Here is a 12,628-nt window from a genome sequence, read left to right on the forward strand (position 1 = left end):
GTGGACCAGCTCACCCGGGCGGGCGCGTTCGTATCGGACGGCGGTCTGTTTCGAGGCGCGGATGACCCGGCCGGTCAACGGATCGCATTCCGATAGCCGCGGGACACCGTGTCGACGCAGGATCGCCCCGACCGTCCGAGCGGGGACCCCGGCGGCGGACCCGATCCGGTCCTGACCCTGTCGCAGCTGGACCCGCAGCTGCAGGACCCGTTGCTCGACCTCGACCGGCGTGCGTCGCGGCATGGTTCGCGGTCGGGACGACCGATCCACCAACCCGGCCGCTCCCTCCAGACGGAACCTGGACACCCAACGATGCGCGCACTGACGTGAGATACCCAGCTCTCGTGCGACGTGCGCGACCGGGCGCCCATCGTGCACGACCCGAGTTATCAACAGGGTCCGTCCGTACACATTCAACCGAGCACTACCGTGGGCCATGGGAACCTCCGGGGAGATTAGGGAACGTAAGCACTTCCACTAAGCCCCGGAGGTTCTCCTCAGCGCAACCCCCGAAACGTCACCAACGTCTCAGCCGAGTACATCTAGGCCCGGAGCACGAGATCGTGCGCGACGTAGTAGAGCGCGACGTCGATCTCGTCGAGGGCGACTCCGTGCTTCGCGTGATATGCCCGTCGGTACAGCTCGAGCTGCAGCATCCGCTCCTGCGTCTCGGCGGCTGTGCGCGGCGGAGCGCCCGTCTTCCAGTCCACGATCTCGATGCGTCCGCCGCGGTCTTCGCGCCGGTACACCGCATCGAGCTTGCAGATGATGACGTGCGGCCGTCCGTCCAGCGTGTCCGTCTCGGTGAAGTCGATCTCGGTCTCGACCTCGATCGGTCGCAGCCCACCCCATTCGGACGCGGCGAACGTGGCCTGCAGCGCTGCCAGGAGTGCAGCGTCTGATTCGGGCGAATTCTCTGCCTCGTCTTCGCCATCGGCCTCCCACAGCGCGTCATCGAGAGACCCGGCGGTGCCGACGAGTCCGGACCGGTGCTCGACCCACGCGTGGAAGAGCGTCCCGAGGCGCGTCTGCCGATACGGCCGCTCGGGTAGCGGTCGCGCGAGTTGCGCGACGGTCCCGTTGTAGTCCGAAACGAAGTCCTTGTACCGCGAAGCGGCGATGCGTGTCGGGGCGCCTTCCCGCGGCGGATGCTGACGCGCCTCGCGTTCGGCGAGCAGGAGCGCCGCATCCCGGTCGGGTTCGGCGCGCGGCGCGTCCGAAGCCGCTTCGACGGCGCTCACCGCTCGCCCCACGGCCGCGCGGCGCGCGCCGAGCGGATCGATCGGCCACTGCAGGGCGCGCCGCTCGCCGAGGTACGGATCCTCCCCCGGCTCGTCCTCGGAGACCTCGACCTGGAGCGCAGCGGCGATCTCGTCCCAGAACACGCTCCGCGCCCGCGGGCGCTTCGTCCCGGACCAGTTCGAGCCGCTGAGGAGCAGATGATCACGGGCGCGCGTGACGGCGACGTACGCCAGGCGCCGGTCCTCGGCGAGCTGGCGCGCCCGGTTCGCGGCGGTGAAGTCATCGATCGCGGCCTTGAGGTCCTGCTGCGTGGGCGCGGCATCCCGCTCCCACTGCAGCGCAGGCAGCCAGCGCGCGTCCCCCCGGAAGGAGTAGGGCAGGATGCCGAAACCCAACCAGCCTTTCGTGTCGCGCGGCGCGCTGGGCAGCTCGTCGCGGACGAGCCGGACGACGGCGACCGCGTCCCACTCGAGGCCCTTCGACCCGTGGATCGTGAGCAGCTGCACCACGTCGTCCTCGGGGGGTTCGGTCCGCGGCGCGAACTCATCCCGCTGCTCGGCATGGTCGAGCCAGGCGAGCAGGTTCGCGATCGAGCCCGTCTCGTCGGCCGCGAGGAATCCGTGCAGCTCGTCCACGAACGCGCGCAGCTGCGCCGAGGCGATGCGGGCCGGCCCCCGCGACTCATTGGCGGCCAGCTCGATGTCCAGCCTCAGCTCCAATTCGATGAGTCGAACAAGGTCGGGAACGGGAAGACCCACCGCGCGGCGCAAGCCGCTGAAGACGGATGCCGCCTCCCGCAAGCGCTCGCGCGCGTCTGGAGTGAAGCCCTGCAGCCACCCGTGATCCTCACGGTGACGCAGGAAGAAGTCCAGAGCGTCCGGGAGGGACCCGCCATCGTCGTCGGCGCTGGAACGGATGCGCTCGACGACCTCCGGGGCCAGAGGCTGCAGCGCCGCGTCGTGCCGCGCGAGACGGCGCGCGAGCGCGGCGAGTTCGCGCAGATCCGGCAGGCCGATGCCCCACCGCGGCCCTGCGAGGAGCCGGATCAGCGCGGACCCGGCCGACGGGTCGCTCAGCACGCGGAGCGCGCTGACGACGTCGACCACTTCCGGGGTGGACAGGAGCCCGCCGAGTCCGAGGATCCGGTGCGGGATGCCGCGGCGTCCGAGCGCATCGCCGAAACGCACCATGTGCTTCTTGCTCCGGAACAGGATCGCGCCGGTCGTGCTCCGGCCGCGGCGGCCGCGCTCGGTGCGGACGTGCGCGAACCACGCGGCGACGCGTTCGGTCTCGGCATCCAGATCACTCTCGAAGACGAGTTCCACCTCGCCGTCCGGTGCACCCGGCCGCGCGCACAGCTCGTCGACCGAGATCGCGGCGGACGCCGCAAGCGGCGCCAGCACGGCGTTGGCCGCCCTGAGTACCTGTGCGCTGTTGCGCCAACTCGTCAGCAGCGAATATTGCGCGCACTCCCCCGCCGACGCGAATGCAGAGGCGAAGCCGCCAAGGTTGCCGGCGCTCGCCCCCCGCCAGCCGTAGATCGCCTGATGCGGGTCGCCGACCCCCATGACCGCGGTGTCCGCGAACAGGGTCGCGAGCAGCTCGGTCTGGATGACCGAGGTGTCCTGGTATTCGTCCAGGAGGACGACCCGGTAGCGCTCGCGGAGCTCCGCGACGACTGCCGGGTGCGCACGGATGACTTCGACCGCCCCCGCGACCTGGTCGGAGAAGTCGAGGACGCCGATACGGCGCTTCTCCTGCGCATACTCGCGCGCGAGGCCAACGAGCATCTCGAGGGCGGCCACTTTGTCGTCCGCTTCGGCGACGTCGGCATAGACGATCGTGCCGCGGCGCACGGACGGGCGGTCCACGACGTCGTGGAAGCGCGCGGGGAAGGCGGCGAGGTCGTCGAAGGACACCAGGTTGTCCACACCGTCCCGCGCGATGCGCAGCGCCGCATCGATGATGCTGCGGATCGCTTCGGTCCTCGTCTCGAGCTGAGGATCGTCGGAGGCGAAAACCACGCGACGCATCAGCAGCCACGCCGCGGACTCGGACAGCATCACCGCGTCGGAGTCGCGACCGATGCGGACGGCGTGCTCACGGACGATCTGATCCGCGAAGCTGTTGTAGGTCGAGACGACGGGCCGATGGAGGAGGGCGTCCTCGTCCGGAGCCTCCGGTCGCGCACCGACCTCCGTGGCGAGCTTCGCCATGATCTCCGCACGTGCGGCGACGGCCTTCGCACCGTGCGCTCCGGAGCGCTCGAGTTCGCCGAACACGTCGAGATGCCCGGCGCCGTGCAGCTGCGGAAGCGCCCCCAGCAGCCCCCATCGCTCGAACTCCGCGAGTCGCTGCAGCCGCACCTGGATCCGCTCCGCAAGCTCGCCGGCGGCTTTGCGGGTGAACGTGAGACCCAGGATCTCGTCGCGCCGCACCAGCCGGTTAGCCACGAGCCAGACGACCCGACCGGCCATCGTCTCGGTCTTGCCGCTGCCCGCGCCCGCGACGACGAGCGCCGGCTCCAGCGGTGATTCGATCACGGCGGTCTGCGCGGGTGTGGGCGGAAACTGGCCGAGCGCCGCGGCGATCACCGCGGCGGACAGCGACGCGGTCGCGACCGGCGCCGGAGCGGTCGAGCCGCTCACGAGGCGCTCACCGCGGCGATCGTGTGGATGCGGCACAGTCCGTAGGAGTGCTCGTCGCGGCAGTGCTCTTCGTAGGCGGCCCTGAAGGACGTCCCGCGCATCACCCCGATCGCCGCGCGCAGACGCGTCAGGAATGCCGCGCGGCTCTCATCGTCGAACGGTGCCTGCCAGGGCGTGGCGTAGTCCGCCCGCGCTGCGGTGGGGCGCAGGACGAGGAGCTTCGCGCCGCCGGCCGGAAGCCCTGCGGCCGAGGGGATCGCGCCCGCCTCGAAGGCGAGCTGATACGCCGCGAGCTGCGGGTTGTCGGTGACCTTCGCGTCCGTCTGCGGCTCGCGCTTGCCGGTCTTCAGGTCGACGATCACCACGCTCCCCTCCGGCGAGCGCTCCACACGGTCGATGTACCCCGAAAGGATCGCGCCGTGCGCCGTCGGCTCCTCGTCCTCCAGAGGGATCGGGACCTCGAAGTGGGGCTCCGCGCCGATCAGAGTGCCGCCCGCCGCGTCGAACCGCCGCAGGTAGAGGTGGAGCCGTCGTATCAGGTCCCGGGCCCGCGCCCGCTCGGCGCGATCGCGCCACTCCGCCTCGAACGTCAGCTCACCCCACCGCGATTCGACTTCGGCCCACAGCGTCGACTCGTCCGTGTCCGACGCATGTTCGAGCGCAGCGTGGATGATCGTGCCGAGACCCGCCGTGGCTCCACCCGGATCGCCGCCCAGATCGCCGATCACCCAGTTCAGCTCGCACTCCTCGAGCGTGTGCAGGCGCGAGGGCGAGACCCGCACGTCCTCGACCGCGAGATCGCGGAGCGGTCCGGTCGAAGTGGGCGGAGCGACACCGAACCATTGCGACGGGGCGGCACCCGCGACCCCGGCATCGGCGAGCACCGCGAGCTGCTCCGCCGCGTGGACTGCGCGCGATCCCGTCGGCGCGGTCGTCAGGGTGCGCCGATGTGCCGCCACCAAGCCGCGCAGCGACAGCGGGTGCTCCACGGCGTAGGGCTCGGGATCAGGCAGCAGCTCGAAGAAGACGCTCGGTCCGGTGTCGTCATCGTCGACGGCCGTGACGACCAATCGCGCACGCGCACGGGAAAGCGCTCGGGCGAGGAGCCGCAGCTCGTCGTGCATCGCCTGACGACGTCGGTCCAGGCTCGACGCCGCCCCGCCATCGGCACGGGTGGCGGCATCCGCGAGTCGCCACGTGTCCAGAAGCGAGCCGCGCAGACGGGTGTTCGGCCACACCCCCTCCTGCATCCCGGCGACCACGACCGTGTCGAACTCCGTTCCCAGAGCACCCGCGGGCGTGAGAACGCGCACGACCTCACCTCCGAGCGGGGCGTCCAGGCGATCCTCGGCGACGGTGCTGTCCAGGATGCTGCGCACGAAGACCCGGGGATCGGCGTCCATCGAGCGCTCCGCGAAGCGTTTGGCGGCTTGGAAGAGCGCGACGACGGCGTCCAAATCGCGGTGCGCCTGCTCGGCGAGCGGACCGAGTCCGGCGGCCGTCTGGCTCCAGGCACGCTCGAGACCGCTGCGCTCCCATGCGGTCCACAGCAGCTCGTGGGCGCTCGCCCCGCGCGCGATCTCGTCACGCAGCACCGCGAGCGTGCGGGCGAGCACCGCGGCGCGACGGGCTTCGCGCGTGTCGACGAGATCGAACTCGATGGGGTTGCGCATCGCGGACAGCAGCAGGTCGCGCCCGGACGTCGCCTCAGGAACGCCGTCCTGCGCCCGGAGTGCGACGTGACGGAGTGCCGAGCGCACCCGGCGCAGCTCGATCGCATCCAGACGAGTGGTCATGCCCCCGAGCGCGTCCGCGGCATCCTCGAACGTCCACTCGTCGCGCGCGGCGAGGTCGAGAAGTCTCAGCAGATCACGCGCGGGGGCCAGCGTCCCCAATGGCCGGCCCGGCCCGCTCGAGCGCGTCGGAACCTCCCGCGCGGCCAGTTCGGATTCGAGCTGGGTGATCTGGCGCGTGTCGTGGGCGATCACGGCGCACTGCGACCAGGGCACGCCGTCGTGCACGTGGCGTTCGCGCAGCAGTCGCGCGATCGCGTCGATCTCCTCCGCCGGTGAACGCAGTGTCAACGCGCGGACGGACGTGTCGGCGACGGCATCCGAGGCCGCCCGCCGATGGGCGACGACTCCGACGGCACCGATGCGCTCGGTCACCCGGCGAACCGTCTCGGCCTGCCACGCCGTGCCACGGTGCACGTGGCGCAGCACCGAGACCGGCCCGAGGCTCATCGCGAGACGCGAGAAGTTCTCGGCCGTCGCTCCTCGGAAGGCTCCCGAGCCGACATCGGGATCACCGAAGGCGAGCACCGCGATGCCCCGCGCCCGACAGGCCTCCAGCAGCTCCACGCCACCCAGCGTGAGCTCTTGCGCGTCGTCGACGAGGATGACGCGCTGAGGCGGGACGAGCGCGGGCTCGGCCGTGCGGACGACGCCCACCGCCTCGCGCACGAGGCTCGCCGCATCCCGGTGAGCCCCGCGCATGTCGGCGCGCACCTGCAGGTAGTCGGCGTAGAAATCCGCGACCGCCGGCCACGCCTCCACGCGGTGCGCCGCGCCCAGCGTCCGCAGCCGGGCGGGGTCGATCCCGAGTGTCGTGCACTCGGCCATGAAGGCCCGCACTTCGGCGCGGAAGCCGGCCGTCGACCGCACGGCGGCCGGCAACGCGTCCGGCCAGCGGATTCGTCCCGCGGCTTCGTCCTCCGCGTCGCCGTCGAGCAGATCGTGGATGATCTGGTCTTCGTCGCCCCCGGTGAGCAGCTGCGGAGGGGGGTCCCCCGCCGCGACGGATGCCGCTCGGACGAGCTGGAACGAGAAGGAGGCCACCGAGCGGGCCATCGCGCCCGAGGTCGCCTGCCCGACGGCGATCGCGAGACGGTCCCGCAGCGCGGTCGCAGCCTGCCGCGACGGCGTCAGGACCAGGACGGAATCCGGATGCAAGCCGGCGTGGACGAGGGACGCGAGCCGGGCGATGATCGTGGCGGTCTTGCCGCTGCCGGGGACGCCGACGACGACTCCCGACGCCGTCGCGGGAAGCCCGATCACCGCGGCCTGGTGCGGATCGGGATCGAACGCCGCGCGCTCACCCGACCTCTGCTCCATGCCTTCGACGCTAGCCGGAACCGCCGACACCCGGCGTTCGCCGAGAGCGTGTCGACCACGGCCGGACGGGGTGGGGCCGTGTCGTAGAGTTGCCATGCGCGCCGGGGTTCCGGGCGCACGAGGCCACGGGGCACGGCCCCGCCGCAGGAGGTTATTCACGTGGAGATCCGCATCGGCATCACGAACACCGGCCGTGAGCTCAACTTCGAGACGAACGAAAGCGCGGCCGACGTGAAGAAGGCCGTCGCGACGGCTCTGGATGCGGGTGCGACGCACCTCACCCTCGTCGATGCGAAGGGCACGAGCTACATCGTCCCCACCGCGAGCCTGGCTTACGTCGAGCTCGGCACGGAAGAGACCCGTCGGGTCGGCTTCGTCGCCTGATCGTGCAGATCCTCCTCGCCCTCATCGTCGGCGCCGCGATCGGCACGGCCGCGCACTTCCTCGCGTCCGGTCGGGCCACTCGGGGCACGGCTCTCGGGCCCGTGCTCGGCGCAGTCGTCGCCGGCGCCGCGTGGATGATCCTCACCTGGAGCGGTCTGGGCCTGGACAGCGTCTGGCTCTGGCTCTCGGCGTTCCTCGTGCCCGCCGTGGTGGTCTACCCGGTCCTCTCGCTCCTCGCCCGCTCGCGGACGACGCACGACGCCCGTGAGCGAGCGCGATTGAAGATCGGCTGATCCGGTCCGGCCTCAGGCGGCCAGACCCATCGCGTCCATCCGGCGCGAATGGGCACCCATCAGATCGGTGAACACCGGCTCGACTTTCTGCTCGTCGGCGATCCGGAGCGTCGTGGGTCGCAGCGCCGCCCGCGCGATCAGCAGGGTGTCGCCGACGAGACGTCGTCCCCACATCGCCAGAAGCGACTTCCACTCCTGGTCGCTCGCGATCGTCGCGCCGATGATGTCCACGATCGCCTGTCGGTCATCGTCCGCCTGCAGGATGCGGGCGACCCGCCGACCCGTCTCGCCGTAGCTGGCGGACAGCGCGAGATAGAAGTCGTCGAGCATGCCCGCGGTGATGTGCACGGACAGCATCGTCTCTTGCGGACGCACTCCGTGAGTGGCGCGGCGGAAGGCGTCCAGCGGCTCCCGGAAGGGAAGCATGATGCTGGTGGGATCGTCGCCGCGCTCCCGGATGAGGGCGACGATCTCCTCGTGCTTGCGCAGCGCCGCGCCGGCAGCGCGCGACAGCGACTCCTTCTCGGCGAGCTCGGGAGTGGAGGCGATGAGCTCGGACAGCGTCTCGAAGTACCCGAGCTGGAGGTAGGCCGCCTGTCCGAGGAACGTGTCGATCTCGGGCGCGAGCTCTTCGAAGTCCACGCGATGCGCATCGCCGACCTGGTCGCGAGATCGCAGCTGGAGCTTTCGCGCAGCCGGGCGCTGCTGCCAGAACCACTTCACCACCCCCTCAGCATAGGTGTGCGGCATCCTGCGCGCGGAGGTGCGCTGCCCCGCGACCGGTGAATACGGCATCCGCGCACGCGAGCCGGTATCCTGGACGTCGTCCCCGGCATCGGATCGGGGCTCCCGCGCCTGTGGCAGAGAAAGGGCGTGGATCCCACCCCCGCCCGCGCGGCGAATGATCCCGCGCCCGGGCACCACGAGGCAGCATCTCACTGCCGGACAGGCCCACATCGTGACCACGTTCGCCGAACTCGGCGTCGACCAGGACATCGTCCAGACCCTCGCCGAGAAGGGGATCGTCGACGCGTTCCCCATCCAGGAGCAGACGATCCCCCTCGGACTTCCCGGCCAGGACATCATCGGCCAGGCCAAGACCGGCACGGGTAAGACCTTCGGTTTCGGCATCCCCGTCGTGCAGCGCCTCGGACCCGACCCCGCGCACGGTGTCAAGGCCCTCATCGTCGTCCCGACGCGCGAGCTGTGCGTCCAGGTGTACGAGGACATCGACATGCTCACGCGCGGTCGCTCCACGAGCGTCGTCGCCATCTACGGCGGAAAGGCCTACGAGGGTCAGATCGATCAGCTGAAGGCGGGCGCGCAGATCGTCGTCGGCACCCCCGGGCGACTCATCGACCTGAACAACCAGCGCCTGCTCGACCTGTCGCACGCCACCGAGGTGGTCCTCGACGAGGCAGACAAGATGCTCGACCTCGGCTTCCTCCCCGACATCGAGAAGATCTTCTCGAAGGTCCCGGCGATCCGTCACACGCAGCTGTTCTCGGCGACGATGCCCGGCCCGATCGTGGCGCTCGCACGCCGGTTCATGACGAACCCGATCCACATCCGCGCGACCGATCCCGACGAGGGTCTCACGCAGGCCAACATCAAGCACCTCGTCTACCGCGCGCACTCGCTCGACAAGGACGAGGTGATCGCGCGCATCCTGCAGGCCGAGGGCCGCGGCAAGACCGTGATCTTCACGCGCACGAAGCGCGCGGCGCAGCGCCTCGCGGACGAGCTCGGCGACCGCGGCTTCAATTCCGCCTCCGTGCACGGCGACATGAGCCAGGAGGCGCGCGAGCGCTCGATGGCCGCGTTCAAGGCCGGCAAGAAGGACGTCCTGATCGCGACCGACGTCGCCGCACGCGGCATCGACGTCGACGACGTCACGCACGTGATCAACCACACGATCCCGGACGACGAGAAGACCTACCTGCACCGAGCCGGCCGCACGGGCCGGGCCGGCAAGACCGGCATCGCCGTGACGTTCGTCGACTGGGATGACCTGCACAAATGGGCGCTCATCAACCGCGCCCTCGAGTTCGGCCAGCCCGAGCCGGTCGAGACCTACTCGTCGAGCCCTCACCTGTACACCGATCTCGACATCCCCGCCGGCACGAAGGGTCGCCTCGTCACGGCACCGCGCACGCAAGCGGTCAAGACGCAGGATGCCGCTCCCGCCGCGTCGGGCGACCGCGACGGCGCACCGCGCCGCCGCCGTCGCCGTGGCGGTCAGGGCGGCGAGGCGGACCAGGCACGCACGGCCGAGTCCGCTCCCGTCGTCCCCGCCGAGCACGGTGCGGACGACGGTGCCGACGGGCAGGGCACGCACGACGGCGGCGGCAGCGAGCACCACGACGGCAATGCGGCGCCGCGACGCCGCCGTCGCCGCCGCGGCGGCTCCCGCCCGAGCGGCGCGGCCGCCGGCGCCTGAGCCACGCGCTAGTGTGATCGGCGCGGCGACCGTGCCGCATACCTCGCACGAAAGGCAGCAATGAGAATCATTGAAGCAGTGGAGTACCAGGGATTCTGGGGCTCCATCGGGGACTTGATCTGGTGGTTCCTGTGGGCGTTCGTCTTCTTCACCTACCTGATCGCCCTGTTCGCCGTGGTCGGCGACCTGTTCCGCGACCACAAGCTCAGCGGGTGGTGGAAGGCCGTCTGGATCATCTTCCTGATCTTCGTCCCGTTCCTGACCCTGCTGGTGTACCTGATCGCCCGCGGCAAGGGCATGCAGGAGCGCGGCGCGGCGCAGGCGCGTGAGTACAAGGCCGCTCAGGACCAGTACATCAAGTCGGTCGCGACCTCGAGCCCGGCGGAGGAGATCGCGAAGGCCAAGGCGCTGCTGGATTCCGGAGCGATCACTCAGGCGGAGTTCGACAGCATCAAGACCAAAGCACTCGGCTGACCCCAGCCCGTCCACGAAGGTCCCGTCGCATCGCGGCGGGACCTTCGTCGTCCATCGGAGGGCGGCAGTTCAGGCGTAGGCCGGTGTCGTCCCGCGCGCACGGGCGATCAGGCGTGCCACCATGTCGTCGCTCGTGGTGTGCTCCCCCGGCCGGTTCGGCTTCCCGAGCCCGTGATAGTCGCTCGAGCCGGTGACGATCAGGTCGCGTTCCTCGCAGATCCTGCGCAGGGTCCGGATGCCGGGCTCGAGGTTCTCGCGGTGGCCGAGCTCGAATCCGCCGAGGCCGGCATCCAGCATCCGCTGCATCACGCCCTCAGGCAGAAGGCCCGCGCGCCCGGCCGGGTGCGCGATGATCGGCACGCCGCCCGCGGCCACGACGGTTTCGACCGCCAGCACCGGATCGGGGGCGTACAGCGCCACGTAGTACTCCCCGCGCGGGCTGAGGATGTCCTCGAACGCCTCGGTCCGGTCGCGCACGTGCCCCTTCGCGATGAGGGCGTCGGCGATGTGCGGTCGCCCGATCGTCGCGCCGTCGGAGGTCTGGGCGAGGATGTCGTCCCAGTGCAGGTCGAAGTCGCGCGAGATGCGATCCGCCATCGTCCGGGCGCGATCCGTGCGGGACGCGCGGATCCGGTCGGTCATGGCGCGGAGCCCCGCGTCGTCGGGATCGAACAGGTAGGCCAGGACATGGACGCTCCGCCACTCGTGCTTCGCCGACAGTTCCATACCGGGGATGAAGGTCATGCCGAGGGACCCTGCCGCCTCCGCGGCCTCGGACCACCCGGAGGTCGTGTCGTGGTCCGTGAGCGCCGCGGTGCGCAGGCCGTGCGCGTGCGCGGCCGCCATGACCCCCGCCGCGGACTCCGTGCCGTCGGAGTGGATCGAGTGCAGGTGGAGATCGCTCGGCCCCTCGAAGCGTCGCGTTCCCGGCATCCTTGAAGCGTAGCGCGGGCGGCCGGACGCGAGCCGCTCGCGCCGACCTCTCAGACTGCTGACATAGAGTCGCGGGGTGCTGCGCCTGCTCGGGATCCTCGCGACCGTGATCTTCGCGATCGCGGCGGCGATCCTCACCTGGCCGGCCTTCTTCCGCCTCGAGCGGACCTTCCCGATCGCGCAGATCGTGTCCTTCCGCGGTTTGCTCGCGGTCGCGTTCGCGGTGATCGCCGTCGTCGCGCTGCTGCTCGCGATCGCGCGCCCGCTGCGCGCGCTCGCCCTCTCGGTCGCGGTCATCGCGCTCGTGGGCGCGGTGGGCAACGCCGCGGTCCTCACCTCCCGCGGGACCGGCACGGACGCCCTGCCCGCCAAGACCGAGAACACGATCCGGGTGATGACATGGAACACGGCGGGCTCGGCGACCTCCGCGGACACCGTCGCGCAGATCGCGGTCGCGATGGATGCCGACATCGTGACCCTGCCCGAGACGACGATCGAAACCGGAGGGGCCGTCGCCGTCGCGATGCGCGAGCTGGGGCACCCGATGTGGGCGCACTACACGGACTACCCCGAGACGCAGTGGGATGCCGGCTCGACGACGCTCCTGATCTCGCCGGAGCTCGGTGACTACGCCGTGATCGAGTCCTCTTTGGACGGGTCGAGCAACACCTCCACGGTCCCGAGCGCGGTCGCGATGCCCACGAACGGCGACGGGCCGATCGTGGTCGCCGCCCATGCCGTCGCCCCCCGCCAGAGCTACATGCAGTACTGGCGATCCGACCTGCAGTGGCTCGCCGACCAGTGCGTCGACGACAACGTGATCATGGCGGGCGACTTCAACGCCACGATCGATCACATGACGAACCTCGGTGTGGACGGCGGCACACTCGGACGGTGCCTCGACGGCGCGAGCGAGACCGGCAACGGCGGAGTAGGGACGTGGACCGCGCAGATCCCGGCTCTCGCCGGAGCGCCGATCGATCACGTCATGGCCTCCAGCCACTGGCGGGCGACAGGATCCCTGGTCCTGCAGTCCATGGACGCATCGGGCAGCGACCATCGCCCGCTGATCGTCCAGTTCGAACCGGTCGACTGAGTCCC

Annotated in this window: 10 protein-coding genes; 5 read left to right on the plus strand and 5 right to left on the minus strand. The window is 70.6% G+C overall.

Annotation, left to right across the window (positions count from 1 at the left end):
- From AB0P18_RS14620 to AB0P18_RS14630, 3 genes are all read right to left on the minus strand, one after another.
- On the minus strand, window positions 1-438 hold a 438-nt coding region (locus tag AB0P18_RS14620), incomplete at its 3' end, for a leucine zipper domain-containing protein (protein WP_363360642.1).
- A gap of 104 nt (window positions 439-542) precedes the next feature.
- A complete protein-coding gene (locus AB0P18_RS14625; RefSeq protein ID WP_363360643.1) occupies window positions 543-3,890 on the minus strand; it encodes an ATP-dependent DNA helicase in 3,348 nt (1,115 codons plus the stop codon).
- A complete protein-coding gene (locus tag AB0P18_RS14630) occupies window positions 3,887-7,003 on the minus strand; it encodes an ATP-dependent DNA helicase (RefSeq protein ID WP_363360644.1) in 3,117 nt (1,038 codons plus the stop codon). The genes AB0P18_RS14625 and AB0P18_RS14630 overlap by 4 nt, the downstream gene beginning before the upstream one ends.
- Window positions 7,004-7,162: 159 nt before the next feature.
- Here AB0P18_RS14630 and AB0P18_RS14635 point away from each other — a divergent pair, with 159 nt between their 5' ends.
- Complete coding sequence (locus tag AB0P18_RS14635; RefSeq protein WP_344054328.1) at window positions 7,163-7,387, plus strand: DUF3107 domain-containing protein; 225 nt, start codon at window positions 7,163-7,165, stop codon at window positions 7,385-7,387.
- A gap of 2 nt (window positions 7,388-7,389) precedes the next feature.
- Window positions 7,390-7,680, plus strand: a complete 291-nt coding sequence (locus tag AB0P18_RS14640; protein ID WP_363360645.1) for a hypothetical protein — start codon at window positions 7,390-7,392, stop codon at window positions 7,678-7,680.
- 12 nt (window positions 7,681-7,692) lie between these two features.
- Here AB0P18_RS14640 and AB0P18_RS14645 read toward each other — a convergent pair whose 3' ends face one another.
- Window positions 7,693-8,406, minus strand: a complete 714-nt coding sequence (locus AB0P18_RS14645) for a ferritin-like fold-containing protein (protein WP_344054332.1) — start codon at window positions 8,404-8,406, stop codon at window positions 7,693-7,695.
- 232 nt (window positions 8,407-8,638) lie between these two features.
- Between AB0P18_RS14645 and AB0P18_RS14650 the strand changes: the two genes are divergently transcribed.
- Window positions 8,639-10,120, plus strand: a complete 1,482-nt coding sequence (locus AB0P18_RS14650) for a DEAD/DEAH box helicase (RefSeq protein ID WP_363360646.1) — start codon at window positions 8,639-8,641, stop codon at window positions 10,118-10,120.
- Window positions 10,121-10,180: 60 nt separating this feature from the next.
- Window positions 10,181-10,594 (plus strand): SHOCT domain-containing protein, encoded by a 414-nt coding sequence (locus AB0P18_RS14655; RefSeq protein WP_344054336.1) that lies wholly within the window; start codon window positions 10,181-10,183, stop codon window positions 10,592-10,594.
- Window positions 10,595-10,663: 69 nt separating this feature from the next.
- Here the strand turns inward: AB0P18_RS14655 and AB0P18_RS14660 are convergent, their stop codons facing one another.
- A complete protein-coding gene (locus AB0P18_RS14660; RefSeq protein ID WP_363360647.1) occupies window positions 10,664-11,527 on the minus strand; it encodes a PHP domain-containing protein in 864 nt (287 codons plus the stop codon).
- A gap of 76 nt (window positions 11,528-11,603) precedes the next feature.
- On the opposite strand from AB0P18_RS14660, the gene AB0P18_RS14665 reads away from it, so the two are divergent.
- Window positions 11,604-12,623, plus strand: a complete 1,020-nt coding sequence (locus AB0P18_RS14665) for an endonuclease/exonuclease/phosphatase family protein (RefSeq protein WP_344054341.1) — start codon at window positions 11,604-11,606, stop codon at window positions 12,621-12,623.
- Window positions 12,624-12,628: the final 5 nt, after the last annotated feature.

This window comes from Microbacterium sp. NPDC064584, from assembly GCF_040687315.1.
Taxonomy (GTDB): domain Bacteria; phylum Actinomycetota; class Actinomycetes; order Actinomycetales; family Microbacteriaceae; genus Microbacterium; species Microbacterium lacus.

Bases quoted from the DNA above. Each gene is read 5' to 3' on its own strand.
- AB0P18_RS14660 (WP_363360647.1), bottom strand. From the start codon at position 11,527: ATGCCGGGAACGCGACGCTTCGAGGGGCCGAGCGATCTCCACCTGCAC.
- AB0P18_RS14655 (WP_344054336.1), top strand. From the start codon at position 10,181: ATGAGAATCATTGAAGCAGTGGAGTACCAGGGATTCTGGGGCTCCATC.
- AB0P18_RS14630 (WP_363360644.1), bottom strand. From the start codon at position 7,003: ATGGAGCAGAGGTCGGGTGAGCGCGCGGCGTTCGATCCCGATCCGCAC.